Origin of the sequence: Bacteroides sp. 14(A) (genome assembly GCF_000526555.1) — a bacterium.
Classification (GTDB): Bacteria; Bacteroidota; Bacteroidia; order Bacteroidales; family Bacteroidaceae; genus Bacteroides; species Bacteroides cellulosilyticus.
In genome coordinates, this window is record NZ_JAGH01000002.1 from 1,659,805 (window position 1) to 1,684,098 (window position 24,294).

At 39.6% G+C, this 24,294-nt stretch carries 37 protein-coding genes; all 37 read left to right on the top strand.

Features of this window, described 5'->3' with window-relative positions; genetic code table 11:
- Nucleotides 1-36: 36 nt before the first annotated feature.
- The 37 genes from rpoC (at nucleotide 37) to K429_RS0113670 (ending at nucleotide 24,278) form a co-directional block, all read left to right on the top strand.
- Nucleotides 37-4,329: a DNA-directed RNA polymerase subunit beta' gene (rpoC, locus tag K429_RS0113495; protein ID WP_007219564.1), complete on the top strand. Its 4,293-nt coding sequence runs from the start codon at nucleotides 37-39 to the stop codon at nucleotides 4,327-4,329.
- 135 nt (nucleotides 4,330-4,464) lie between these two features.
- On the top strand, nucleotides 4,465-4,773 hold the full coding sequence (locus K429_RS0113500) for a DUF3467 domain-containing protein (protein ID WP_007212063.1): 309 nt from the start codon (nucleotides 4,465-4,467) through the stop codon (nucleotides 4,771-4,773).
- Nucleotides 4,774-4,890: 117 nt separating this feature from the next.
- Nucleotides 4,891-5,298: a 30S ribosomal protein S12 gene (gene rpsL, locus K429_RS0113505; RefSeq protein ID WP_007212064.1), complete on the top strand. Its 408-nt coding sequence runs from the start codon at nucleotides 4,891-4,893 to the stop codon at nucleotides 5,296-5,298.
- A gap of 155 nt (nucleotides 5,299-5,453) precedes the next feature.
- A complete protein-coding gene (gene rpsG / locus K429_RS0113510) occupies nucleotides 5,454-5,930 on the top strand; it encodes a 30S ribosomal protein S7 (protein ID WP_007219566.1) in 477 nt (158 codons plus the stop codon).
- A 52-nt stretch (nucleotides 5,931-5,982) separates the two neighbouring features.
- A complete protein-coding gene (gene fusA, locus K429_RS0113515) occupies nucleotides 5,983-8,100 on the top strand; it encodes an elongation factor G (RefSeq protein ID WP_007219567.1) in 2,118 nt (705 codons plus the stop codon).
- 83 nt (nucleotides 8,101-8,183) lie between these two features.
- Nucleotides 8,184-8,489: a 30S ribosomal protein S10 gene (rpsJ, locus tag K429_RS0113520; protein WP_002558075.1), complete on the top strand. Its 306-nt coding sequence runs from the start codon at nucleotides 8,184-8,186 to the stop codon at nucleotides 8,487-8,489.
- A gap of 19 nt (nucleotides 8,490-8,508) precedes the next feature.
- Nucleotides 8,509-9,126: a 50S ribosomal protein L3 gene (gene rplC / locus K429_RS0113525; protein WP_007212067.1), complete on the top strand. Its 618-nt coding sequence runs from the start codon at nucleotides 8,509-8,511 to the stop codon at nucleotides 9,124-9,126.
- Complete coding sequence (gene rplD / locus K429_RS0113530; RefSeq protein ID WP_026367239.1) at nucleotides 9,126-9,752, top strand: 50S ribosomal protein L4; 627 nt, start codon at nucleotides 9,126-9,128, stop codon at nucleotides 9,750-9,752. The genes rplC and rplD overlap by 1 nt, the downstream gene beginning before the upstream one ends.
- A gap of 16 nt (nucleotides 9,753-9,768) precedes the next feature.
- Nucleotides 9,769-10,062: a 50S ribosomal protein L23 gene (gene rplW / locus K429_RS0113535; RefSeq protein WP_007212069.1), complete on the top strand. Its 294-nt coding sequence runs from the start codon at nucleotides 9,769-9,771 to the stop codon at nucleotides 10,060-10,062.
- 5 nt (nucleotides 10,063-10,067) lie between these two features.
- Nucleotides 10,068-10,892: a 50S ribosomal protein L2 gene (rplB, locus tag K429_RS0113540; RefSeq protein WP_007212070.1), complete on the top strand. Its 825-nt coding sequence runs from the start codon at nucleotides 10,068-10,070 to the stop codon at nucleotides 10,890-10,892.
- Nucleotides 10,893-10,912: 20 nt separating this feature from the next.
- Nucleotides 10,913-11,182: a 30S ribosomal protein S19 gene (gene rpsS, locus K429_RS0113545; protein ID WP_007212071.1), complete on the top strand. Its 270-nt coding sequence runs from the start codon at nucleotides 10,913-10,915 to the stop codon at nucleotides 11,180-11,182.
- 34 nt (nucleotides 11,183-11,216) lie between these two features.
- Nucleotides 11,217-11,627 carry a 50S ribosomal protein L22 gene (rplV, locus tag K429_RS0113550; protein WP_004291236.1) on the top strand — a complete coding sequence of 137 codons (411 nt, stop codon included), beginning with the start codon at nucleotides 11,217-11,219 and terminating at the stop codon, nucleotides 11,625-11,627.
- A 5-nt stretch (nucleotides 11,628-11,632) separates the two neighbouring features.
- Nucleotides 11,633-12,364 (top strand): 30S ribosomal protein S3, encoded by a 732-nt coding sequence (gene rpsC / locus K429_RS0113555; protein ID WP_007212072.1) that lies wholly within the window; start codon nucleotides 11,633-11,635, stop codon nucleotides 12,362-12,364.
- A gap of 23 nt (nucleotides 12,365-12,387) precedes the next feature.
- Nucleotides 12,388-12,822, top strand: a complete 435-nt coding sequence (gene rplP, locus K429_RS0113560) for a 50S ribosomal protein L16 (protein ID WP_007212073.1) — start codon at nucleotides 12,388-12,390, stop codon at nucleotides 12,820-12,822.
- Between the two features lie 5 nt (nucleotides 12,823-12,827).
- Nucleotides 12,828-13,025 carry a 50S ribosomal protein L29 gene (rpmC, locus tag K429_RS0113565; protein ID WP_007212074.1) on the top strand — a complete coding sequence of 66 codons (198 nt, stop codon included), beginning with the start codon at nucleotides 12,828-12,830 and terminating at the stop codon, nucleotides 13,023-13,025.
- On the top strand, nucleotides 13,022-13,291 hold the full coding sequence (gene rpsQ, locus K429_RS0113570) for a 30S ribosomal protein S17 (RefSeq protein ID WP_007212075.1): 270 nt from the start codon (nucleotides 13,022-13,024) through the stop codon (nucleotides 13,289-13,291). The genes rpmC and rpsQ overlap by 4 nt, the downstream gene beginning before the upstream one ends.
- 2 nt (nucleotides 13,292-13,293) lie before the next feature.
- Nucleotides 13,294-13,659, top strand: coding sequence for a 50S ribosomal protein L14 (rplN, locus tag K429_RS0113575; RefSeq protein WP_007212076.1), 366 nt, complete (start codon nucleotides 13,294-13,296; stop codon nucleotides 13,657-13,659).
- 20 nt (nucleotides 13,660-13,679) lie between these two features.
- Nucleotides 13,680-14,012: a 50S ribosomal protein L24 gene (rplX, locus tag K429_RS0113580; protein ID WP_007212077.1), complete on the top strand. Its 333-nt coding sequence runs from the start codon at nucleotides 13,680-13,682 to the stop codon at nucleotides 14,010-14,012.
- Nucleotides 14,012-14,569, top strand: coding sequence for a 50S ribosomal protein L5 (gene rplE / locus K429_RS0113585; protein WP_007212078.1), 558 nt, complete (start codon nucleotides 14,012-14,014; stop codon nucleotides 14,567-14,569). Before rplX ends, rplE begins: the two co-directional genes overlap by 1 nt.
- A gap of 4 nt (nucleotides 14,570-14,573) precedes the next feature.
- Nucleotides 14,574-14,873, top strand: a complete 300-nt coding sequence (gene rpsN, locus K429_RS0113590; protein WP_007212079.1) for a 30S ribosomal protein S14 — start codon at nucleotides 14,574-14,576, stop codon at nucleotides 14,871-14,873.
- Nucleotides 14,874-14,926: 53 nt separating this feature from the next.
- Nucleotides 14,927-15,322, top strand: coding sequence for a 30S ribosomal protein S8 (gene rpsH / locus K429_RS0113595; RefSeq protein ID WP_004291226.1), 396 nt, complete (start codon nucleotides 14,927-14,929; stop codon nucleotides 15,320-15,322).
- 15 nt (nucleotides 15,323-15,337) lie between these two features.
- A complete protein-coding gene (rplF, locus tag K429_RS0113600) occupies nucleotides 15,338-15,907 on the top strand; it encodes a 50S ribosomal protein L6 (RefSeq protein ID WP_007212080.1) in 570 nt (189 codons plus the stop codon).
- 21 nt (nucleotides 15,908-15,928) lie between these two features.
- Nucleotides 15,929-16,273 (top strand): 50S ribosomal protein L18, encoded by a 345-nt coding sequence (gene rplR, locus K429_RS0113605; protein ID WP_007212081.1) that lies wholly within the window; start codon nucleotides 15,929-15,931, stop codon nucleotides 16,271-16,273.
- 5 nt (nucleotides 16,274-16,278) lie between these two features.
- Nucleotides 16,279-16,794 (top strand): 30S ribosomal protein S5, encoded by a 516-nt coding sequence (gene rpsE, locus K429_RS0113610; protein WP_007212082.1) that lies wholly within the window; start codon nucleotides 16,279-16,281, stop codon nucleotides 16,792-16,794.
- A 10-nt stretch (nucleotides 16,795-16,804) separates the two neighbouring features.
- Entirely contained in the window at nucleotides 16,805-16,981 is a 177-nt protein-coding gene (gene rpmD, locus K429_RS0113615; protein WP_005929058.1) for a 50S ribosomal protein L30, read from the top strand.
- A gap of 30 nt (nucleotides 16,982-17,011) precedes the next feature.
- A complete protein-coding gene (gene rplO, locus K429_RS0113620) occupies nucleotides 17,012-17,458 on the top strand; it encodes a 50S ribosomal protein L15 (protein ID WP_007212084.1) in 447 nt (148 codons plus the stop codon).
- 4 nt (nucleotides 17,459-17,462) lie between these two features.
- Nucleotides 17,463-18,803: a preprotein translocase subunit SecY gene (gene secY / locus K429_RS0113625; protein WP_007212085.1), complete on the top strand. Its 1,341-nt coding sequence runs from the start codon at nucleotides 17,463-17,465 to the stop codon at nucleotides 18,801-18,803.
- Nucleotides 18,804-18,815: 12 nt separating this feature from the next.
- Complete coding sequence (map, locus tag K429_RS0113630; RefSeq protein ID WP_007212086.1) at nucleotides 18,816-19,613, top strand: type I methionyl aminopeptidase; 798 nt, start codon at nucleotides 18,816-18,818, stop codon at nucleotides 19,611-19,613.
- Nucleotides 19,614-19,622: 9 nt separating this feature from the next.
- Nucleotides 19,623-19,841, top strand: coding sequence for a translation initiation factor IF-1 (infA, locus tag K429_RS0113635; protein WP_002558052.1), 219 nt, complete (start codon nucleotides 19,623-19,625; stop codon nucleotides 19,839-19,841).
- Between the two features lie 9 nt (nucleotides 19,842-19,850).
- Nucleotides 19,851-19,967 carry a type B 50S ribosomal protein L36 gene (ykgO, locus tag K429_RS29880; RefSeq protein ID WP_002558051.1) on the top strand — a complete coding sequence of 39 codons (117 nt, stop codon included), beginning with the start codon at nucleotides 19,851-19,853 and terminating at the stop codon, nucleotides 19,965-19,967.
- 34 nt (nucleotides 19,968-20,001) lie between these two features.
- The gene (gene rpsM, locus K429_RS0113640; RefSeq protein ID WP_007212087.1) at nucleotides 20,002-20,382 is read left to right on the top strand and encodes a 30S ribosomal protein S13; all 381 of its coding nucleotides are present in this window, start codon (nucleotides 20,002-20,004) and stop codon (nucleotides 20,380-20,382) included.
- A gap of 11 nt (nucleotides 20,383-20,393) precedes the next feature.
- Entirely contained in the window at nucleotides 20,394-20,783 is a 390-nt protein-coding gene (rpsK, locus tag K429_RS0113645; RefSeq protein WP_007212088.1) for a 30S ribosomal protein S11, read from the top strand.
- Nucleotides 20,784-20,899: 116 nt separating this feature from the next.
- Nucleotides 20,900-21,505 (top strand): 30S ribosomal protein S4, encoded by a 606-nt coding sequence (gene rpsD, locus K429_RS0113650; RefSeq protein WP_007212089.1) that lies wholly within the window; start codon nucleotides 20,900-20,902, stop codon nucleotides 21,503-21,505.
- A gap of 13 nt (nucleotides 21,506-21,518) precedes the next feature.
- Entirely contained in the window at nucleotides 21,519-22,511 is a 993-nt protein-coding gene (locus tag K429_RS0113655; protein WP_007212090.1) for a DNA-directed RNA polymerase subunit alpha, read from the top strand.
- A gap of 3 nt (nucleotides 22,512-22,514) precedes the next feature.
- Complete coding sequence (rplQ, locus tag K429_RS0113660) at nucleotides 22,515-23,024, top strand: 50S ribosomal protein L17 (protein ID WP_007212091.1); 510 nt, start codon at nucleotides 22,515-22,517, stop codon at nucleotides 23,022-23,024.
- Nucleotides 23,025-23,193: 169 nt separating this feature from the next.
- Nucleotides 23,194-23,628, top strand: a complete 435-nt coding sequence (locus K429_RS0113665; protein WP_007212093.1) for a hypothetical protein — start codon at nucleotides 23,194-23,196, stop codon at nucleotides 23,626-23,628.
- A 110-nt stretch (nucleotides 23,629-23,738) separates the two neighbouring features.
- On the top strand, nucleotides 23,739-24,278 hold the full coding sequence (locus tag K429_RS0113670) for a hypothetical protein (RefSeq protein ID WP_007212094.1): 540 nt from the start codon (nucleotides 23,739-23,741) through the stop codon (nucleotides 24,276-24,278).
- Nucleotides 24,279-24,294 lie beyond the last annotated feature (16 nt).

A 24,294-nucleotide genomic window follows, 5' to 3' on the forward strand; every position in this document is an offset into this window, starting at 1 on the left:
ATTCAATTGTCAATTTTCAATTATATATAATAAAGTATGGCTTTTAGAAAAGATAACAAGATAAAGAGTAATTTCTCGAAGATCTCTATTGGGTTGGCTTCTCCGGAAGAAATCCTTGAGAATTCGAGTGGTGAAGTTTTAAAGCCTGAAACTATCAACTATCGTACGTATAAGCCTGAACGTGACGGTTTGTTCTGTGAACGTATTTTTGGTCCTATCAAGGATTATGAATGCCATTGCGGTAAATATAAACGTATCCGTTATAAAGGTATTGTCTGCGACCGTTGTGGTGTGGAAGTGACAGAGAAAAAAGTACGTCGTGAGCGTATGGGACACATTCAGCTGGTTGTGCCGGTAGCTCATATTTGGTATTTCCGTTCACTTCCTAATAAAATTGGTTATTTGCTGGGACTGCCTACAAAGAAACTTGATTCTATTATTTATTATGAGCGTTATGTGGTAATCCAGGCTGGTGTGATGGCTGGTGAGATTGCTGAATATGACTTGCTCTCGGAAGAAGAATATTTGGATTTGATGGAGAAGTTGCCGAAAGACAATCAATTCCTAGAAGATTCAGATCCTAATAAGTTCATAGCTAGGATGGGTGCCGAAGCCATTTATGACTTGCTGGCTCGTCTAGATTTGGATGCATTGTCTTATGATTTGCGTCACCGTGCTGGCAACGATGCTTCTCAACAGCGTAAGAATGAGGCTTTAAAGCGTCTCCAAGTTGTTGAATCATTCCGTGCATCTCGCGGACGTAATAAGCCGGAATGGATGATTGTACGTATCGTACCGGTCATCCCTCCCGAACTTCGTCCGTTGGTTCCATTGGATGGTGGTCGTTTTGCCACTTCTGACTTGAATGATCTTTATCGCCGCGTAATTATTCGTAACAATCGTCTGAAAAGACTGATTGAGATAAAGGCTCCTGAAGTAATTTTGCGTAATGAAAAGCGTATGTTACAGGAAGCGGTTGACTCGTTGTTCGACAATTCACGTAAGTCTAGTGCAGTAAAAACGGATGCTAACCGTCCTTTGAAATCTCTTTCCGATAGTTTGAAAGGTAAGCAGGGACGTTTCCGTCAGAACTTGTTGGGTAAACGTGTTGACTATTCTGCGCGTTCGGTTATCGTTGTAGGTCCGGAACTGAAAATGGGGGAATGTGGTATTCCTAAATTGATGGCAGCTGAACTGTACAAACCGTTCATTATACGTAAGTTGATTGAACGTGGTATTGTAAAGACCGTGAAGAGTGCCAAGAAGATTGTAGATCGCAAAGAAGCTGTTATCTGGGATATTCTGGAACATGTAATGAAAGGTCATCCAGTACTGTTGAATCGTGCGCCGACATTGCACCGTTTGGGTATTCAGGCATTCCAGCCTAAGATGATTGAAGGAAAAGCTATTCAGTTGCACCCGTTGGCATGTACGGCTTTCAATGCTGACTTTGATGGTGACCAGATGGCTGTTCACTTGCCGTTGAGTAATGAAGCTGTTTTGGAGGCTCAGATGTTGATGCTTCAATCTCATAATATTTTGAATCCGGCAAATGGTGCTCCTATTACTGTGCCTTCTCAGGATATGGTTCTTGGTTTGTACTACATTACTAAATTACGTAAGGGGGCAAAAGGCGAAGGCTTGATATTCTATGGTCCGGAAGAAGCTTTGATTGCTTACAATGAGGGTAAAGTTGATATTCATGCTCCGATCAGCGTTGTTGTGAAGGATGTAGACGAGAATGGGAATGTTGTTGATGTAATGATGCATGACACTTCAGTAGGTCGTGTAATTGTTAACGAAATTGTTCCCCCTGAGGCTGGTTATATCAATACCATTATTTCTAAAAAATCACTTCGTGATATTATTAGTGATGTAATTAAGGTATGTGGTGTGGCTAAAGCAGCTGATTTCCTTGATGGCATCAAGAATTTAGGTTATCAAATGGCCTTTAAGGGTGGTTTGTCATTTAACTTGGGTGATATTATCATCCCGGAACAAAAAGAGGCATTGGTACAGAAAGGTTATGATGAAGTTGAGCAAGTTATCAACAACTATAACATGGGTTTCATTACTAACAATGAACGTTATAATCAGGTAATTGATATTTGGACACATGTTAACTCTGAGTTGTCTAATATATTGATGAAGACCATTTCGAGTGATGACCAAGGATTCAATGCTGTATATATGATGCTGGATTCTGGTGCCCGTGGTTCTAAAGAGCAGATCCGTCAGTTGTCTGGTATGCGTGGTTTGATGGCAAAACCGCAGAAGGCAGGTGCAGAAGGTGGACAGATTATTGAAAACCCGATTCTTTCAAACTTTAAAGAGGGGCTTTCGGTGTTGGAGTACTTTATCTCTACCCATGGTGCCCGTAAAGGTTTGGCGGATACAGCGTTGAAGACGGCTGATGCCGGATATTTAACTCGTCGTCTGGTTGACGTATCTCATGATGTGATTATTAATGAAGAAGACTGCGGCACACTCCGTGGGTTGGTTTGTACAGACTTGAAAAATAATGATGAAATCATTGCTACGCTGTATGAACGCATCCTTGGTCGTGTATCTGTACATGATATTGTTCATCCTACAACAGGTGAATTGTTGGTTGCCGGTGGTGAAGAAATAACAGAAGAAGTAGCTAAGAAGATACAGGATTCTCCGATAGAAAGTGTTGAAATACGTTCGGTATTAACTTGTGAATCGAAGAAGGGTGTTTGTGCGAAATGCTATGGACGTAACCTTGCAACAAGTCAGATGGTTCAGAGAGGTGAGGCTGTTGGTGTAATTGCTGCACAGTCTATCGGTGAGCCGGGTACACAGTTGACGTTGCGTACTTTCCATGCCGGTGGTACGGCTGCTAATATTGCAGCTAATGCAAGTATCATGGCTAAGAATCCGGCGCGTCTGGAATTCGAAGAACTTCGTACTGTAGATGTTGTGGATGAAGCTGGTGAACCTGCAAAAGTAGTGGTAGGCCGTTTGGCTGAAGTACGTTTTGTAGATGTAAATACTGGGATTGTTCTTTCTACTCATAATGTGCCTTATGGTTCTACACTTTATGCTGCTGATGGCGAAGTCGTAGAAAAAGGTAAAATGATTGCCCGTTGGGATCCGTTTAACGCTGTTATTATAACGGAAGCTACAGGTAAGATTGAGTTTGAAGGCGTAATTGAAAATATTACTTATAAAGTAGAGTCTGACGAGTCTACCGGTTTGCGTGAAATCATCATTATTGAGTCCAAGGATAAGACGAAAGTTCCGACTGCTCATATCATGACAGAGGATGGCGAACTGATTCGTACGTATAATCTCCCTGTGGGTGGTCACGTAGTAGTGGAAAACGGACAAAAAGTGAAAGCTGGTGAGGTTATTGTGAAGATACCTCGTGCCGTTGGTAAAGCCGGTGATATCACGGGTGGTCTTCCGCGTGTGACTGAGTTGTTCGAAGCTCGTAATCCGTCTAATCCTGCTGTTGTTTCTGAAATCGATGGCGAGGTTACAATGGGTAAGGTGAAGCGTGGTAACCGCGAAATTGTTGTGACTTCTAAAACAGGTGAGGTTAAGAAGTATCTGGTACCGTTATCTAAACAGATTCTGGTTCAAGAGAATGACTATGTGCGAGCCGGTACTCCGTTGTCTGATGGTGCTATAACTCCAGCTGATATTCTTGCTATTAAGGGGCCTACGGCTGTGCAGGAATATATCGTGAACGAAGTGCAGGATGTATACCGTTTGCAGGGTGTGAAGATTAATGATAAACACTTTGAGATCATTGTTCGTCAGATGATGCGTAAAGTTCAAATTGATGAGCCTGGCGATACACGCTTCTTGGAACAACAGGTAGTGGACAAGTTGGAGTTCATGGAAGAAAACGATCGTATCTGGGGCAAGAAAGTTGTGGTTGATGCTGGTGATTCCCAGAATCTGCAACCAGGTCAGATTGTAACCGCCCGTAAGTTGCGTGATGAAAATAGTATGTTGAAACGTCGCGACTTAAAACCTGTTGAAGTACGTGATGCTGTCCCTGCAACTTCTACTCAGATTCTTCAGGGTATTACGCGTGCAGCTCTGCAAACTTCAAGCTTTATGTCTGCTGCTTCATTCCAGGAGACTACTAAGGTTTTGAACGAGGCTGCTATCAACGGTAAGGTTGATAAATTGGAAGGTATGAAGGAGAACGTTATTTGTGGTCATTTGATACCCGCAGGTACTGGTCAACGTGAGTTTGAAAAGATTATTGTTGGCTCCAAAGAAGAGTATGACCGTATCCTTGCTAACAAGAAGACAGTATTGGATTACAATTCAATGGATGTTGAAGAATAAGATGTAATAAATACAGTCAGTTGATTATTAAATAGGAAAGAGGAGATATCTTGTATAGGATGTCTCCTCTTTTGTTTTTGGAATAAAATATTATTCTTACCTTTGAATACTCAAAAGCTTAATCGTAAAACGAAAATGGAAAACAGAGAAATGAATAATCAGTTACAAATAGAACTGAAAGAAGATGTTGCGCAAGGTACGTATGCTAATTTAGCTGTGATCACACATTCCAGTTCTGAATTTATAGTAGATTTTGTACGTGTAATGCCGGGAATGCCTAAAGCTAGTGTGAAGTCTCGTATTGTACTGGCTCCGGAACATGCAAAGAGATTATTGCGTGCTTTGGAAGAAAATATAGGTAAATATGAACGTACATTTGGCTCCATCAGATTGTTGGATGAACAATCAATTCCACCTATGACGAACCTCAAAGGGGAGGCCTAAAATCAAAAAAAAACTTGTAGTGCATTGATTATTCAAATATTATTCGTATTTTTGCAGCCCAAAAGTGTATAGCTACGAAATTAATATAACAATAATATATAATTAAAAACAATTAAAATGCCTACAATTCAGCAATTAGTAAGAAAAGGACGCGAGGTGTTGGTGGAGAAAAGTAAGTCACCGGCTCTTGATTCATGTCCTCAAAGACGTGGCGTTTGCGTGAGAGTGTATACAACCACTCCGAAAAAACCGAATTCTGCAATGCGTAAAGTTGCGCGTGTACGTTTGACCAATGGTAAAGAGGTGAACTCTTACATTCCGGGAGAAGGACATAACTTGCAGGAACACTCTATTGTATTAGTACGTGGTGGTCGTGTAAAAGACCTTCCGGGTGTACGTTATCACATTGTTCGTGGTACATTGGATACTGCGGGCGTTGCAGGTCGTACTCAAAGACGTTCTAAATACGGATCTAAACGTCCGAAACCGGGACAACAGGCTGCACCGGCTAAGAAGAAAAAATAAATAGTAGTCTTACACTGTAAACAGTTAAATTAAAAGTAATAACTTACGTTTTAGTTTATTGGAAATGCTAAAGGTTGAGTAAATTCTCCGGAGGGAGAGTTGAAGAAGTCAAGAAGTAAACAACCAAGAACGAAAAACATTATTCTTTCAAACAAATGAGAAAAGCAAAACCGAAAAAACGCGTTATCCTGCCGGATCCCGTGTTTAATGATCAAAAGGTTTCAAAATTCGTAAACCATCTGATGTATGACGGAAAGAAGAATACCTCTTATGAAATCTTCTATGCCGCTCTGGAAACAGTAAAAACAAAACTTCCTAACGAAGAAAAATCTGCCCTTGAAATTTGGAAAAAGGCATTGGATAATGTAACTCCGCAGGTTGAAGTTAAGTCTCGTCGTGTAGGTGGTGCTACATTCCAGGTTCCTACTGAAATCCGCCCGGATCGTAAAGAGTCAGTTTCTATGAAGAACTTGATCCTTTTTGCTCGCAAGCGTGGTGGAAAATCAATGGCTGATAAATTGGCCGCTGAGATTATGGATGCGTATAATGAACAAGGTGGTGCTTTCAAACGTAAAGAAGATATGCACAGAATGGCTGAAGCCAACCGTGCATTTGCTCATTTCAGATTCTAATACTATAAGAATAACCGATAGATTAAAAACTTAAAGTAAAAGGAATTAAAAAATGGCTAAGCAAGATTTACATTTGACGCGTAATATTGGTATCATGGCTCACATTGATGCCGGAAAAACAACAACCTCTGAACGTATCCTGTTTTATACGGGTTTGACTCACAAAATTGGAGAAGTACATGATGGTGCTGCTACAATGGACTGGATGGCGCAGGAACAGGAACGTGGTATTACCATTACTTCTGCTGCTACTACAACTCGTTGGAAATATGCAGGTGATACTTATAAAATCAACTTGATTGATACTCCGGGACACGTTGACTTCACTGCTGAAGTAGAGCGCTCTTTGCGTATTTTGGATGGTGCTGTTGCTGCATATTGTGCAGTGGGTGGTGTTGAACCGCAGTCTGAGACTGTATGGCGTCAGGCTGATAAGTACAATGTGCCGCGTATTGCTTATGTGAACAAAATGGACCGTTCTGGTGCTGACTTTTTTGAGGTCGTTCGCCAGATGAAAGCCGTTTTGGGCGCTAATCCTTGCCCAATTGTTATTCCTATAGGTGCTGAAGAGTCTTTCAAAGGTCTGGTTGACCTTATCAAGATGAAAGCTATCTATTGGCATGACGAAACTATGGGCGCTGACTACACTGTAGAGGAAATCCCTGCTAATCTAGTTGACGAAGCTAACGAATGGAGAGATAAGATGCTCGAAAAGGTGGCAGAGTTTGACGATGCTTTGATGGAGAAATATTTCGATGATCCTTCTACTATTACAGAAGAAGAAGTGCTGAGAGCTCTTCGTAATGCTACTGTACAGATGGCTGTAGTTCCGATGTTGTGTGGTTCTTCATTCAAGAATAAAGGTGTACAGACACTGCTTGACTATGTTTGCGCATTCTTGCCTTCTCCATTGGATACTGAAAATGTAGTTGGAACAAATCCTGAGACAGGTGCTGAGGAAGATCGTAAGCCCAGCGATGATGAAAAGACTTCTGCATTGGCATTTAAGATTGCTACTGACCCGTATGTAGGTCGTTTGACATTCTTCCGTGTTTACTCTGGTAAGATTGAAGCAGGTTCTTATATCTATAATTCTCGTTCTGGTAAAAAAGAACGTGTATCTCGTCTGTTCCAGATGCACTCAAACAAACAGAATCCGGTTGAAGTAATCGGTGCTGGTGATATTGGTGCAGGTGTTGGATTTAAGGATATTCATACAGGTGATACATTGTGTGATGAAAATGCCCCGATTGTATTGGAGTCTATGGATTTCCCGGAACCGGTTATTGGTATTGCTGTAGAACCGAAGACTCAGAAGGATATGGACAAACTGTCTAACGGTTTGGCTAAATTGGCTGAAGAAGATCCGACGTTTACTGTGAAGACTGACGAACAAACAGGTCAGACTGTTATCTCTGGTATGGGTGAGCTTCACTTGGATATCATTATTGACCGTCTAAAACGTGAGTTTAAAGTAGAATGTAATCAGGGTAAACCTCAGGTAAATTACAAGGAGGCTATCACGAAGACAGTTAATTTGCGTGAAGTTTATAAGAAACAATCTGGTGGACGTGGTAAATTTGCGGATATTATCGTAAATATTGGCCCTGTAGATGAAGACTTTACTCAAGGCGGCTTGCAGTTTATAGATGAAGTAAAAGGTGGTAATATTCCTAAAGAATTTATTCCGTCTGTTCAGAAAGGCTTTACTACTGCAATGAAGAATGGTGTGTTGGCTGGTTATCCTTTGGATTCACTGAAGGTTACTTTGCTTGATGGTTCTTTCCACCCTGTTGACTCTGATCAGTTATCATTCGAAATCTGTGCTATCCAGGCATATAAAAGTGCCTGTGCTAAGGCAGGTCCTGTACTTATGGAGCCTATTATGAAACTGGAAGTTGTAACTCCGGAAGAAAACATGGGTGATGTAATCGGTGACTTGAATAAGCGCCGTGGTCAGGTTGAAGGTATGGAATCCAGTCGTTCAGGTGCTCGTATCGTGAAGGCAATGGTTCCGTTGGCAGAAATGTTTGGTTATGTAACAGCGTTACGTACAATCACTTCTGGTCGAGCTACTTCATCAATGGTTTATTCTCATCATGCTCAAGTTTCTAACTCTATTGCTAAGGCAGTGTTGGAAGAGGTCAAAGGGCGTGTTGATTTGATCTAAAAATGTTAAAGTCCGTAGGCTAGCGAATGACTCTTAGCCTACGGAATTTTATCTTATTATAATATTAATAATTAATCAAACTAATGAGTCAGAAAATTAGAATTAAATTGAAATCTTACGACCACAACTTGGTTGACAAATCAGCTGAGAAGATTGTAAGAACGGTGAAGGCAACGGGTGCTATCGTTAGCGGTCCGATTCCTCTCCCTACGCATAAGCGTATTTTTACCGTGAACCGTTCGACTTTCGTTAATAAGAAGTCACGTGAACAATTTGAACTCTCTTCTTATAAGAGATTGATCGACATCTATAGCTCAACAGCTAAGACTGTAGATGCTCTGATGAAGTTGGAGTTACCGAGTGGTGTGGAAGTAGAAATCAAAGTTTAGTATTTAAATTTTAAGTGAAATGCCAGGATTATTAGGAAAAAAAATCGGAATGACATCCGTTTTCAGTGCCGAGGGTAAGAATGTACCATGCACTGTTATCGAAGCAGGTCCTTGTGTTGTTACTCAAGTTAAGAGTGTCGAAAAAGATGGCTATGCAGCTGTTCAGTTGGGCTTCCAGGATAAGAAGGAGAAGCATACGACTAAACCGTTGATGGGTCACTTTAAGAAGGCTGGAGTAACTCCCAAGAAACACTTGGCTGAGTTCAAAGAATTTGAAACAGAGTTAAATCTGGGTGATACTGTTACCGTAGAATTGTTCAATGATGTAACGTTCGTTGATGTTATCGGAACTTCTAAAGGTAAGGGTTTTCAAGGTGTAGTTAAAAGACATGGTTTTGGTGGTGTAGGTCAGGCTACGCACGGTCAACACAACCGTGCTCGTAAGCCGGGTTCTATCGGTGCCTGTTCATACCCTGCAAAAGTATTCAAAGGAATGCGTATGGGTGGTCAACTTGGCGGCGACAGAGTGACTGTTCAAAACTTACAGGTATTAAAGGTTCTTCCGGATCACAACCTCCTTTTGATTAAGGGTTCTGTTCCCGGTTGCAAAGGTTCAATCGTAATAATTGAAAAATAATGGAAGTTAACGTATATAACATTAAAGGTGAAGACACTGGGAGAAAGATTACGTTAAACGAGTCTATCTTCGGAATTGAGCCCAACGACCATGCTATCTATTTAGACGTAAAACAATTTATGGCTAATCAGCGTCAGGGTACACACAAATCAAAAGAAAGAAGTGAGATAAGTGGTTCTACTCGTAAAATCGGTCGTCAGAAAGGCGGTGGTGGTGCACGTCGTGGTGATATGAATTCACCGGTACTTGTTGGTGGTGCTCGTGCTTTCGGTCCTAAACCTAGAGATTACTACTTCAAGTTGAATAAAAAAGTAAAGACATTAGCTCGTAAGTCAGCTTTGGCATATAAAGCTCAGAACAATGCAGTTGTTATTGTAGAAGACTTTAATTTTGAAGCTCCGAAAACGAAAGATTTTGTTGCTATGACAAAAAATCTTAAAGTTTCTGACAAAAAGCTGCTTGTAATTTTACCAGAAGCAAATAAAAACGTATATTTGTCGGCTCGTAATGTGGAAAGTGCAAATGTACAGACAGTCTCAGGATTAAATACTTACAGAGTATTGAATGCTGGGGTTGTTGTGTTTACTGAAAGCGCTCTTTCGGCTATTGACAATATCTTAATGTAAAAAGGAGGCTTAAATAATGGGAATTATTATTAAACCGTTAGTAACAGAGAAAATGACAGCAATTACTGATAAGGCGAACAACCGTTTCGGCTTTATTGTGCGTCCTGATGCTAACAAACTGGAAATTAAGAGTGAAGTTGAAGCCTTATATAACGTTACGGTAGTTGATGTGAATACGGTTAAGTATGCAGGCAAAAATAAAAGCCGTTATACAAAAGCTGGTATCATCAATGGTCGTACGAGTGCTTATAAAAAAGCAATCGTTACGTTGAAAGAAGGAGATACTATTGATTTTTATAGCAATATTTAAAAGAAATGGCAGTACGTAAATTTAAGCCCACAACACCGGGGCAAAGACATAAAATTATTGGTACCTTTGAGGAAATTACTGCGCGGGTACCAGAAAAATCTCTTGTTTATGGCAAGAAGTCTTCAGGTGGTCGTAACAGCGAAGGTAAGATGACTATGCGCTACATCGGTGGTGGTCATAAGAAGATTATCAGAATTGTAGATTTCAAGAGAAATAAGGACGGTGTGCCTGCAGTGGTTAAAACAATAGAATATGACCCGAATCGTTCGGCTCGTATTGCTTTGTTGTTTTATGCAGATGGAGAAAAAAGATATATAATTGCTCCCAATGGATTGCAAGTAGGTGCGACTTTGATGTCAGGTGAAAATGCAGCTCCGGAAATTGGTAATGCACTTCCTCTTCAGAATATTCCAGTTGGTACTGTAATTCATAACATTGAATTACGTCCGGGTCAGGGCGCTGCTTTGGTTCGTTCGGCTGGTAATTTTGCTCAGCTAACTTCAAGAGAAGGTAAATATTGTGTTATCAAGTTGCCTTCAGGTGAGGTTAGACAAATACTTAGCACTTGTAAAGCTACTATCGGTAGTGTTGGTAATTCAGATCATGGATTGGAAAGTTCAGGTAAAGCTGGACGTTCTCGTTGGATGGGCCGTCGCCCACGTAACCGTGGTGTTGTGATGAACCCGGTTGATCATCCAATGGGTGGTGGTGAAGGACGTGCTTCAGGAGGACACCCAAGATCTCGTAAGGGATTGTACGCTAAGGGACTTAAGACTAGAGCTCCGAAGAAACAATCGTCTAAGTATATTATTGAGAGAAGAAAGAAGTAATCTGATTAATTGAGTAAACTATGAGTCGTTCATTAAAAAAAGGTCCGTATATTAACGTTAAGCTTGAGAAGAAAGTTCTTGCTATGAATGAATCAGGCAAGAAAATTGTTGTTAAGACTTGGGCCAGAGCTTCAATGATTTCGCCTGATTTCGTAGGCCATACAGTTGCAGTTCATAACGGAAATAAATTTATTCCTGTATACGTTACCGAAAATATGGTAGGGCACAAGTTGGGCGAATTTGCTCCAACTCGTACTTTCAGAGGACACGCTGGTAATAAGAAAAAATAACAGGATTTATCTGAAATAATAAAGTATAAATATAATGGGAGCAAGAAAAAAAATATCGGCTGAAAAAAGAAAAGAAGCCCTTAAGACCATGTATTTTGCAAAGTTGCAGAATGTTCCTACTTCCCCTCGCAAAATGCGTCTCGTGGCTGACATGATTCGCGGGATGGAAGTGAATAGAGCACTTGGCGTTTTGAAGTTTTCTTCAAAAGAAGCAGCTGCCAGAGTTGAGAAATTACTGCGCTCTGCAATTGCTAACTGGGAGCAGAAAAACGAACGTAAAGCTGAAAGTGGCGAATTATTTGTAACGAAGATTTTTGTTGATGGTGGTGCTACACTCAAAAGAATGAGACCGGCTCCGCAGGGTAGAGGTTACAGAATTCGTAAGCGTTCAAATCACGTAACGTTGTTCGTTGGTTCTAAAAGTAATAACGAAGATCAAAATTAAGGTAAATGGGACAAAAAGTTAATCCAATAAGCAACCGTTTAGGAATCATCAGAGGATGGGATTCCAATTGGTATGGTGGAAATAATTACGGCGATTCTCTGCTGGAAGATAGCAAGATTCGTAAATATTTGAACGCTAGACTTGCAAAAGCCAGTGTTTCAAGAATCGTAATTGAACGTACACTGAAACTCGTGACTATTACCGTTTGTACTGCACGTCCGGGTATTATTATCGGTAAAGGTGGCCAAGAAGTTGATAAGTTGAAAGAAGAGTTGAAGAAGGTTACCGATAAGGATATTCAGATCAATATCTTCGAAGTGAAAAGACCTGAGTTGGATGCTGTTATAGTTGCAAACAACATCGCTCGTCAGGTAGAGGGAAAGATTGCCTATCGCCGTGCCATAAAAATGGCTATCGCTAATACAATGCGTATGGGTGCTGAAGGTATCAAAATTCAGATTTCAGGACGTTTGAATGGAGCTGAAATGGCTCGTTCTGAAATGTATAAGGAAGGAAGAACTCCGTTGCACACTTTCAGAGCAGATATCGACTACTGTCATGCAGAAGCATTGACTAAGGTTGGTCTTCTCGGTATTAAAGTTTGGATCTGTAGAGGTGAAGTTTTCGGTAAGAGAGAATTAGCTCCAAACTTTACGCAAAGCAAAGAAAGCGGTCGTGGAAGCAATAGCGGAAACAATGGCGGAAAGAACTTCAAAAGAAAGAAAAATAATCGCTAAACGAATTTGAATTTTTAGGAATTATGTTACAACCGAAAAAGACAAAATTCAGAAGACAACAAAAAGGCCGTCAAAAAGGTATTGCCCAGAGAGGTAATCAGTTGGCTTTCGGTTCTTTTGGAATTAAGGCTTTGGAAACAAAATGGATTACAGGCCGTCAGATCGAAGCTGCTCGTATTGCAGTGACAAGATATATGCAACGTCAAGGACAAATTTGGATTCGTATTTTCCCGGATAAGCCTATTACCAGAAAACCTGCTGATGTACGTATGGGTAAAGGTAAAGGTGCTCCAGAGGGCTTTGTTGCCCCTGTTACTCCGGGAAGAATTATTATCGAAGCCGAAGGGGTATCTTATGAAATCGCAAAAGAAGCTTTGCGCTTAGCTGCACAGAAGCTTCCTATTACAACTAAGTTTGTTGTAAGACGTGATTATGATATTCAAAATCAAAATGCGTAAGGGATATGAAAATAGCAGAAATAAAAGAAATACCTACCAATGATTTGGTAGAAAGAGTAGAGGCAGAAGTGACAAACTATAATCAAATGGTTTTAAATCATTCTATTTCTCCTTTGGACAATCCTGCTCAGATCAAACAATTACGCAGGACTATTGCGCGTATGAAAACTGAATTACGCCAAAGAGAACTTAACAATAAATGATGAGCTTGATGGAAGCAAGAAATTTAAGAAAAGAAAGAACTGGGGTTGTGCTGAGCAATAAAATGGAGAAGACCATTACAGTAGCAGCTAAGTTTAAAGAGAAACACCCCATATATGGTAAGTTCGTTAGCAAGACTAAGAAGTACCATGCTCATGATGAAAAAAATGAGTGCAATATCGGTGATACTGTACTTATTATGGAGACTCGTCCTTTGAGCAAGACTAAAAGATGGAGATTGGTAGAAATAATTGAAAGAGCTAAGTAATTATGATACAAGTAGAATCCAGAATTACAGTATGTGATAACAGTGGAGCAAAAGAGGCTCTCTGTATTCGCGTTTTGGGCGGTACGGGTCGTCGTTATGCTTCAGTGGGGGACGTGATTGTTGTTTCTGTAAAGAGCGTCATTCCTTCAAGTGATATTAAAAAAGGTGCAGTGTCTAAAGCTTTGATCGTACGTACTAAGAAAGAAATCCGTCGTCCCGATGGTTCTTATATACGTTTTGATGATAATGCTTGCGTATTGTTGAACAATGCAGGCGAGATTAGAGGTAGTCGTATTTTCGGTCCGGTAGCTCGTGAACTTCGTGCTACCAACATGAAAGTTGTGTCACTCGCTCCTGAAGTACTTTAATTTTGTAAAAGATTTAAGTAATGAGTAAATTACATATTAAAAAAGGCGATACAGTTTACGTAAATGCTGGTGAAGACAAAGGCAAAACTGGTCGTGTGTTGAAGGTTCTTGTTGATAAAAATCGTGCAATTGTTGAAGGTGTCAACATGGTGTCCAAGAGCACTAAGCCTAATGCAAAGAACCCTCAGGGTGGTATTGTGAAGCAGGAAGCTTCTATCCATTTGTCTAACTTGAATCCCGTAGATCCTAAGACGGGTAAAGCTACGCGTATCAGTCGTAAAGTAACTATTGGTGAAAACGGTAAGAAGACTATTGTACGTGTTTCTAAAAAATCAGGAGAGGAGATTAAGTAATGAGTAATACTGCAAGCCTTAAGAAAGAATATGTAGAGCGTATTGCGCCTGCATTGAAATCACAGTTCCAGTATACTTCTTCGATGCAGGTACCCGTACTTAAGAAGATTGTTATCAATCAGGGTTTGGGTATGGCTGTTGCTGATAAGAAGATTATCGAAGTGGCAATTAATGAAATGACTGCTATCACAGGTCAGAAAGCTGTTGCAACCATTTCTCGTAAAGATATCGCTAACTTTAAGTTGCGTAAGAAAATGCCGATTGGTGTTATGGTAACTTTGCGTCGTGAGAGAATGTACGAATTTCTTGAGAAATTGGTGCGTGTAGCTCTTCCCCGTATCCGTGACTTCAAGGGTATTGAAAGTAAGTTTGATGGAAAGGGTAACTATACTCTTGGTATTCAGGAACAAATCATTTTCCCTGAAATTAATATCGATAGTATTACCAGAATTCTCGGAATGAATATTACCTTTGTAACCTCTGCACAAACAGATGAAGAAGGTTATGCCTTGTTGAAAGAATTCGGTTTACCGTTTAAAAACGCTAAAAAAGATTGATAATATGGCAAAGGAATCAATGAAGGCACGTGAAGTAAGACGTGCTAAATTAGTAGCCAAATATGCCGAGAAGAGAGCTGCATTGAAGCAAATTGTTAGAACAGGTGATCCTGCTGAAGCTTTTGAAGCTGCACAGAAATTGCAGGAACTGCCTAAAAATTCTAATCCGATTCGTATGCACAACCGTTGTAAGTTGACTGGTCGTCCTAAAGGATATATCCGTCAATTCGGTATCTCTAGAATTCAATTCCGTGAGATGGCTTCTAACGGTCTTATTCCCGGTATTAAGAAAGCAAGCTGGTAATTTTTGTTTTAAATATTGTCAGGGTAGGCCTGATTAATTTAATTTTTTATTATATGACTGATCCAATAGCAGATTATTTGACGAGGTTGCGGAACGCTATTCAAGCAAAGCACAGAGTTGTAGAAGTTCCCGCTTCAAATTTGAAAAAAGAAATCACTAAGATTCTTTTTGAGAAAGGCTACATCCTTAATTATAAGTTTGTAGAAGATGGTCCTCAAGGTACAATTAAGGTTGCCTTGAAGTATGATCCGGTTAACAAAGTAAACGCGATTAAGAAATTGGAAAGAATCTCTTCTCCAGGTTTGCGTCAGTATACCGGTTACAAGGACATGCCGCGAGTTATTAATGGTTTGGGTATTGCTATAATATCTACTTCCAAAGGTGTAATGACCAACAAAGAAGCCGCTGAACTGAAAATTGGTGGTGAAGTTTTGTGTTATGTATATTAATAGGAGGAATTAGCAATGTCAAGAATAGGAAAATTACCCATTAGTATTCCCGCTGGAGTAACAGTTACTCTGAAAGAAAATGTGGTTACCGTGAAGGGACCCAAAGGCGAACTTAGCCAATATGTAGATCCTGCTATCAATGTTGCCATCGAAGATGGTCATGTGACTTTGAGTGAGAATGAAAATGCAATGTTGGATAATTCCAAACAAAAGCATGCATTTCATGGTTTGTACCGCTCTTTAGTTCACAACATGGTTGTTGGTGTATCTGAAGGATATAAAAAAGAATTGGAACTTGTAGGTGTGGGTTATCGTGCTTCTAATCAAGGCAATATTATTGAGTTGTCTTTGGGTTATACGCATAGTATCTTCATACAGCTGCCTCCTGAAGTTAAGGTAGAGACAAAATCTGAAAGAAATAAGAATCCTCTTATTATTTTAGAGTCTTGCGATAAACAATTGCTGGGTCAAGTTTGCTCTAAGATACGTTCTTTCCGTAAGCCCGAACCGTATAAAGGTAAAGGTGTTAAGTTTGTTGGTGAAGAAATTCGTAGAAAGTCTGGTAAATCTGCCGGCGCTAAGTAATTTACATAAAATAAGAATGTTATGACAACAAAAATAGAAAGACGAATAAAAATCAAATATAGAGTACGCAATAAAATTTCAGGTACTGCTGAACGTCCGCGTATGAGTGTATTTAGAAGTAATAAGCAAATCTACGTCCAACTTATCGATGATTTGAGTGGTAAGACTTTGGCTGCTTCTTCTTCTTTGGGTATAACAGAGAAGTTGCCGAAGAAAGAACAAGCTGCAAAGGTTGGAGAGTTGATCGCTAAAAAAGCTCAGGAAGCAGGTATTACTACTGTTGTTTTCGACCGTAATGGTTACTTGTATCATGGGAGAGTAAAAGAAGTAGCTGATGCTGCTCGTAACGGTGGACTTAAATTTTAATCATTATGGCAATTAATAATAGAGTTAAGATTACAAACGATATAGAACTGAAAGACCGTTTGGTTGCTATTAATCGTGTAACCAAAGTAACCAAAGGTGGTAGAACTTTTAGTTTCTCTGCAATTGTTGTTGTAGGTAACGAAGAAGGCATCATCGGTTGGGGTCTTGGTAAAGCTGGTGAAGTTACCGCAGCTATCGCTAAAGGTGTTGAATCAGCTAAGAAGAATCTGACGAAAGTACCTGTACTGAAGGGTACTGTTCCTCACGAACAGTCCGCTAAGTTTGGTGGCGCGGAAGTATTCATCAAGCCTGCTTCTCATGGTACAGGTGTAGTTGCCGGTGGTGCAATGCGTGCAGTACTTGAAAGTGTTGGTATTACGGACGTTTTGGCTAAGTCAAAAGGATCTTCTAATCCACACAACTTGGTGAAGGCTACTATCCTGGCGTTGGGTGAAATGCGTGACGCACGTATGGTTGCTCAAAACAGAGGAATTAGTATTGAAAAAGTATTTAGAGGATAAGGAGGAATATATGTCGACTATAAAGATTAAACAAGTTAAAAGTAGAATTGGTGCTCCGGCTGATCAGAAAAGAACTCTCGATGCACTGGGACTTCGTAAGTTGAATCGTGTGGTTGAACACGAGTGTACTCCTTCAATTCTTGGAATGGTGGATAAGGTTAAACACTTGGTTACCATTGTTAAGTAATTATTTGTTGAATATAAAACGAATTACAATATGAACTTAAGTAATTTAAAACCTGCAGAAGGATCTACTAAAACAAGAAAAAGAATTGGACGCGGTCCAGGTTCTGGCTTGGGAGGTACTTCTACCAGAGGTCATAAGGGAGCTAAATCAAGATCTGGTTATTCTAAGAAGATCGGTTTTGAAGGTGGTCAGATGCCTCTTCAACGTCGTGTTCCTAAATTCGGTTTTAAGAACATTAATCGTGTAGAATATAAGGCTATCAACTTGGATACAATTCAGAAACTTGCTGAAGCTAAGAAGTTGGAATCAGTTGGAATTAATGACTTTATCGCTGCTGGTTTTATTTCTTCAAATCAGTTGGTGAAGGTATTAGGTAATGGAACTTTGACTACAAAGTTGGATGTGCAAGCTCATGCATTCTCTAAGACTGCTGTTGCTGCCATTGAAGCTGCTGGTGGAAGTGTAGTAAAACTCTAATTCGATGAGAAAAGCTATTGAAACATTAAAGAATATATGGAAAATTGAGGATCTGAGACAACGGATCCTCATTACCATATTGTTTGTGGCAATCTACCGTTTTGGTTCGTACGTCGTACTGCCTGGTATTAATCCGGCTATGCTGACACAATTGCATCAACAAACAAGCGAGGGCCTCTTAGCCTTATTAAACATGTTTTCGGGAGGAGCATTCTCTAATGCATCTATTTTTGCATTAGGAATTATGCCTTATATCTCTGCTTCAATCGTTATTCAGTTGTTGGGGATTGCGGTTCCGTATTTCCAGAAACTTCAACGTGAAGGTGAGAGTGGTAGAAGAAAAATGAACCAGTATACTCGTTATTTGACGATTATTATTTTGTTGGTTCAGGCTCCTTCTTATTTGCTCAATCTTAAAATGCAGGCCGGTCCTTCCTTAAATGCTTCATTAGATTGGACTCTGTTCATGATTACCTCTACCATTATCTTGGCAGCTGGTAGTATGTTTATTTTGTGGCTTGGTGAGAGAATCACTGATAAGGGTATCGGTAATGGTATTTCATTTATCATCTTAATCGGTATTATTGCCCGTTTGCCTCAGTCTTTATTCCAGGAATTAATTTCCCGTATGACTGATAAGACAGGTGGTTTGGTTATGTTCTTAATTGAAATCGTATTCCTGTTGCTGGTAATTGCTGCTGCAATTTTGTTGGTGCAAGGTACAAGAAAAATTCCTGTACAATATGCTAAAAGAATTGTAGGTAACAAACAATATGGTGGTGCAAGACAATACATTCCTTTGAAAGTGAATGCAGCTGGTGTAATGCCTATCATCTTTGCTCAGGCAATTATGTTTATCCCTATCACCTTTATTGGTTTTTCAAATGTAGATCATGTGAGCGGTTTTGTACGTGCATTTACTGATCATACAAGCTTCTGGTATAATTTCGTATTTGCAATAATGATTATACTGTTTACGTATTTTTATACTGCAATTACGATTAACCCAACTCAGATGGCTGAGGATATGAAGAGGAATAATGGTTTCATTCCGGGTATCAAGCCGGGAAAGAAGACAGCCGAATATATCGATGATATTATGTCTCGTATAACATTGCCTGGCTCTTTCTTCTTGGCTTTGGTAGCTATTATGCCAGCGTTTGCCGGTATTTTTGGTGTGAAAGCTGAATTTGCTCAATTCTTCGGCGGTACATCTTTGTTAATTCTTGTAGGTGTGGTTCTTGATACACTCCAGCAGATTGAAAGTCACTTGTTGATGAGACATTATGACGGTCTGTTGAAATCTGGTCGTATTAAAGGGCGTAGTAATGTAGCTGCATATTAATCTTTTTATAAGATGATATTTCTTAAAACGGAAGATGAAATAGAGCTGCTCCGTGAGAGTAATTTGCTTGTCGGGAGGACATTGGCTGAAGTTGCAAAACTGGTAAAGCCGGGAGTTACTACAAAGGAACTGGATAAAGTAGCGGAAGAGTTTATCAGAGATCATGGTGCTGTTCCTACTTTCAAAGGTTTTCCAAATCAATATGGTGATCCATTTCCAGCTTCGTTGTGTACATCGATAAATGAACAGGTGGTACATGGCATTCCTGGAGATATAGTACTAAAAGAAGGTGATATTGTATCGGTTGATTGTGGTACTTATATGAATGGGTTTTGTGGTGATTCTGCCTATACATTTTGTGTAGGGGAAGTAGATGAGGAAGTTCGCAAATTACTGAAGGTTACTAAAGAGGCATTATACATCGGAATAGAAAATGCCGTTCAAGGAAAACGGTTGGGTGATATCGGATATGCAATACAAGAACATTGTGAGTCCAATTCATTCGGTGTAGTGCGTGAGTTTGTTGGTCATGGTATAGGTAAAGAAATGCACGAAGACCCTCAGGTCCCTAATTATGGAAAACGTGGTTATGGAACTATGTTAAAGAAAGGTCTTTGTATTGCTATTGAACCAATGATTACGCAAGGGAGTCGCCAAATAGTAATGGAGCGTGATGGTTGGACGGTGAGAACTAAAGATTGGAAGTATGCAGCTCATTTTGAGCATACAGTGGCTGTTGGAGCTGGCAAAGCTGATATCTTATCATCGTTTGAGTTCATAGAAGAAGTATTAGGAGATAAAGCAATTTAAAAAAATAATATGGCTAAGCAATCTGCAATAGAACAAGATGGAGTTATTGTTGAAGCATTGTCTAATGCAATGTTTCGTGTTGAATTAGAAAACGGACATGAGATTACTGCACATATTTCCGGTAAGATGCGAATGCATTACATTAAAATCCTGCCGGGGGATAAAGTAAGAGTCGAAATGTCTCCTTACGATTTATCGAAAGGAAGAATTGTATTTAGATATAAATAAAATTAAGATATGAAAGTAAGAGCATCTTTAAAGAAACGTACGCCAGAATGTAAGATCGTTAGACGCAATGGCCGTTTGTATGTTATTAACAAGAAAAATCCTAAGTATAAACAACGTCAAGGATAATATTATTATTTTTGCAAAAAAAATAATTTAGTATATGGCTATAAGAATAGTTGGTGTCGATTTGCCTCAAAATAAAAGAGGTGAAGTTGCGTTGACCTATATCTATGGAATAGGTCGTAGTAGTTCAGCAAAGATTTTAGATAAAGCTGGTGTAGATAAAGACCTGAAGGTAAAAGACTGGACGGATGATCAAGCTGCCAAGATTCGTGAGATCATTGGTGCAGAATTTAAAGTAGAAGGTGATCTTCGCTCGGAAGTTCAATTGAACATCAAACGTTTGATGGATATTGGTTGTTACCGTGGTGTACGTCATCGTATCGGTTTGCCTGTAAGAGGACAGAGCACAAAGAATAATGCTCGTACTCGTAAGGGTAGAAAGAAAACCGTTGCAAATAAGAAAAAAGCTACTAAATAATAATTGTTGATATGGCAAAAAAAACAGTTGCAGCAAAGAAGAGAAATGTGAAAGTTGACGCTAATGGACAGTTGCATGTTCATTCATCTTTCAACAATATTATTGTTTCTCTTGCAAACAGTGAAGGGCAGATTATTTCTTGGTCATCTGCTGGTAAAATGGGATTTAGAGGTTCTAAGAAGAACACTCCTTATGCAGCACAGATGGCTGCCCAGGATTGTGCAAAGATAGCATTTGATCTTGGCCTGAGAAAGGTAAAAGCATATGTGAAGGGTCCAGGTAACGGACGTGAGTCTGCTATTAGAACTATTCACGGTGCAGGTATCGAAGTTACTGAAATCGTTGATGTAACTCCGCTTCCACATAATGGTTGTCGTCCTCCGAAAAGACGTAGAGTTTAAGATTTACCTTTAATAAAAATGATCTTGATTTTGTTTTTGGATTACATTAATTTCTCTCTGTAATCGCGGCTGCAACAAATTAAGTTCATGAATAAAACAATTAAAATTTAAAAGAAATGGCTAGATATACTGGACCAAAATCAAGAATAGCCCGTAAATTCGGTGAAGGTATCTTCGGAGCAGATAAAGTATTGTCAAAGAAGAACTATCCTCCCGGACAACACGGTAATTCCAGAAAAAGAAAAACTTCTGAGTATGGTGTTCAACTTCGTGAGAAACAGAAGGCCAAATACACCTATGGAGTTTTAGAGAAACAATTCCGCAACCTATTTGAAAAGGCAGAAACAGCTAAAGGTATTACCGGTGAAATTCTGCTTCAGTTGCTCGAAGGTCGTCTTGATAACATTGTATTCCGTTTAGGTATTGCTCCTACTCGTGCAGCTGCTCGTCAGTTGGTGGGTCACAAGCATATTACTGTGGATGGTGAAGTGGTAAATATTCCTTCATTTGCAGTAAAACCGGGTCAGGTAATTGGTGTTCGTGAAAGATCTAAGTCTTTGGAAGTAATTGCTAATTCACTGGCTGGCTTTAACCACAGCAAATATCCTTGGTTGGAATGGGATGATAACTCTAAGGTTGGTAAATTGTTGCATGTACCTGAAAGAGCAGACATTCCTGAAAACATTAAAGAGCATTTGATCGTAGAATTGTATTCTAAATAAAATAATTAATTTCATGGCGATATTAGCATTTCAAAAACCTGATAAAGTATTAATGTTGGAAGCGGATTCTAGATTCGGTAAATTCGAATTTCGTCCGTTGGAGCCCGGTTTTGGTATTACCGTTGGTAATGCACTACGCCGCATCCTGCTTTCGTCATTAGAGGGTTTTGCTATCACTACTATCAAAATAGATGGTGTTGAGCATGAGTTCTCTAGCGTACCGGGAGTTAAAGAGGATGTTACTAACATTATCTTGAATCTGAAACAGGTGAGATTCAAGCAAGTAGTTGAAGAATTCGAAAGTGAGAAAGTAAGTATTACAATCGAAAATTCTAGTGAATTTAAAGCAGGTGACATAGGTAAGTATTTGACTGGATTTGAAGTGTTAAATCCTGAATTAGTTATTTGTCATTTAGATTCTAAAGCAACTATGCAAATCGATATTACGATTAACAAAGGTCGTGGATATGTTCCGGCTGATGAAAACCGCGAATATTGCACGGATGTTAACGTAATTCCTATCGATTCCATTTATACACCGATACGTAATGTGAAGTATCAGATTGAACCGTTCCGTGTTGAACAAAAGACGGACTACGACAAATTGGTACTTGAGATTACTACCGACGGTTCTATTCATCCGAAGGAAGCGCTGAAAGAAGCTGCAAAGATTCTGATTTATCACTTCATGCTCTTCTCTGATGAGAAGATTACATTGGAAAGCAATGATGTGGATGGTAATGAAGAATTTGATGAAGAAGTATTGCACATGCGTCAATTGTTGAAGACTAAACTTGTTGATATGGACTTATCGGTTCGTGCCCTCAACTGCTTGAAGGCTGCCGATGTAGAAACATTGGGTGATTTGGTACAATTCAATAAGACGGATTTGCTGAAATTCAGAAACTTCGGAAAGAAATCGCTTACTGAGCTTGATGATTTGCTGGAAAGTCTGAATCTTTCGTTTGGAACCGATATTTCTAAATATAAATTAGATAAAGAATAAAAAATGAGACATAATAAGAAATTCAATCATTTAGGTCGTACTGCTTCTCACAGAAATGCGATGTTATCTAACATGGCATGTTCTTTGATTAAGCACAAAAGAATCACTACGACTGTTGCAAAGGCTAAAGCTCTGAAGAAGTTTGTTGAGCCTTTGATTACAAAGTCAAAGGATGACACGACTAACTCTCGTCGTGTTGTATTCAGCAATCTGCAAGACAAGCAAGTTGTAACGGAACTGTTCAAGGAAATCTCTGTGAAGATTGCTGACCGTCCGGGTGGTTATACTCGTATCATCAAGACAGGGCACCGTCTAGGTGACAACGCTGAAATGTGCTTTATTGAACTCGTTGATTACAACGAAAACATGGCTAAGGAAAAGGTTGCTAAGAAAGCTACTCGTACCCGCCGTTCTAAGAAAGCTACTACTGAAGCTGCTGCTCCGGCAGAAGCTCCGGTTGCTGAAGCACCGGCAGTTGAAGAGGCAAAAGCGGAAGAAGCTAAAGCTGAATAAATCGACTATTCTTTTCAATATAAAAGCCGTCTCTTGTGAAAGGGGCGGCTTTTTTAATTTGCATTCGGATATTTTGGGAGGAAAGAAGATATATCTTTCCTAAACATTCATTAAAAGGTTCTACTATTAAACAATTAAATGAAACAAACTGTTATCTTTGCAGATAGATATGGCAAAGTTTCTGAAGGTGATATTATTCCTGGTCCTTGCTACTGCCTTTTGTGGAAGTGTGAGTGATGCATTTACCGTACAGACGGTAGATGAAATGGTTATTGCCGCTCAAGTTAGTTTAGGAGAAGAGGGGGATACGCAGAGAAATGATGTTCGGCAAGGAAGTTATATTCCGGCTCCGAAATTGCCATATTTGTCAGATGCAGAACTTGCAGGTTCCGCTGGAACTACTCAGTTGCTTACCTTTTCACGTGCGCAACGTTCGTATACAACAGAATATATCCTTTCGTTAAAAGACATGATAGAGCGGCTGGCTCATCGTGACGATGTACTGTCATTGCATCGCTCGAAGTTATTTGATACCAGCACCTCTTATCGCTGCCACCCTGCGTGTGAATATTATGTATTTACGCTCAGGCGAATTATCATTTAGACGTTTGAATGAATTCAGATTTATTTGCCTTATGTGGTCATAGACTGTACGAGGTGATTATTGGTATGTTTTATCAGTTAAACTTTTATTCATTTTAAACGATTTAAATTATGGCAACTCAAGCAATTGACGCAACTATTTTTGCGTCTACACACCCCGATATCGCAAAACGCACAAGTGTCTCCGGACTAATTTTTTCAGTGGCAATGCTGCTGTTAGGTATCCTTATATTCGCATCAACTTTTGAAGTAACTGACCGCTCATCTACGCTTAGTATGTTGTTGATGGTGTTAGGTACGGCATTTTTCCTCTTAGGAATATTCCGTTTGTTCTGGAAATCTAAAGAAGTGGTATATATTCCGACAGGAAGTATTACTAAGGAACGCAGTGTGTTCTTCGATTTGAAACACATGGGTAAGTTGAAAGAGATGATTGAAAAAGGCCAGCTTTCTATTGAAGAAGGTGTAAAGAGTGAAGGAAGCGGTAATGTACGTTTGGATGTTATACTTTCTCAAGATAATAAATTTGCAGCCGTTCAGCTGTTCCAGTTTGTGCCTTATACATACACTCCGGTAACCTCTGTACATTATTATACAGGGAATGATGCAGCAACCATATCGGCTTTCTTGGCGAAGTGTAAAGTGAACTAACCCTCAGGGTTTCTGG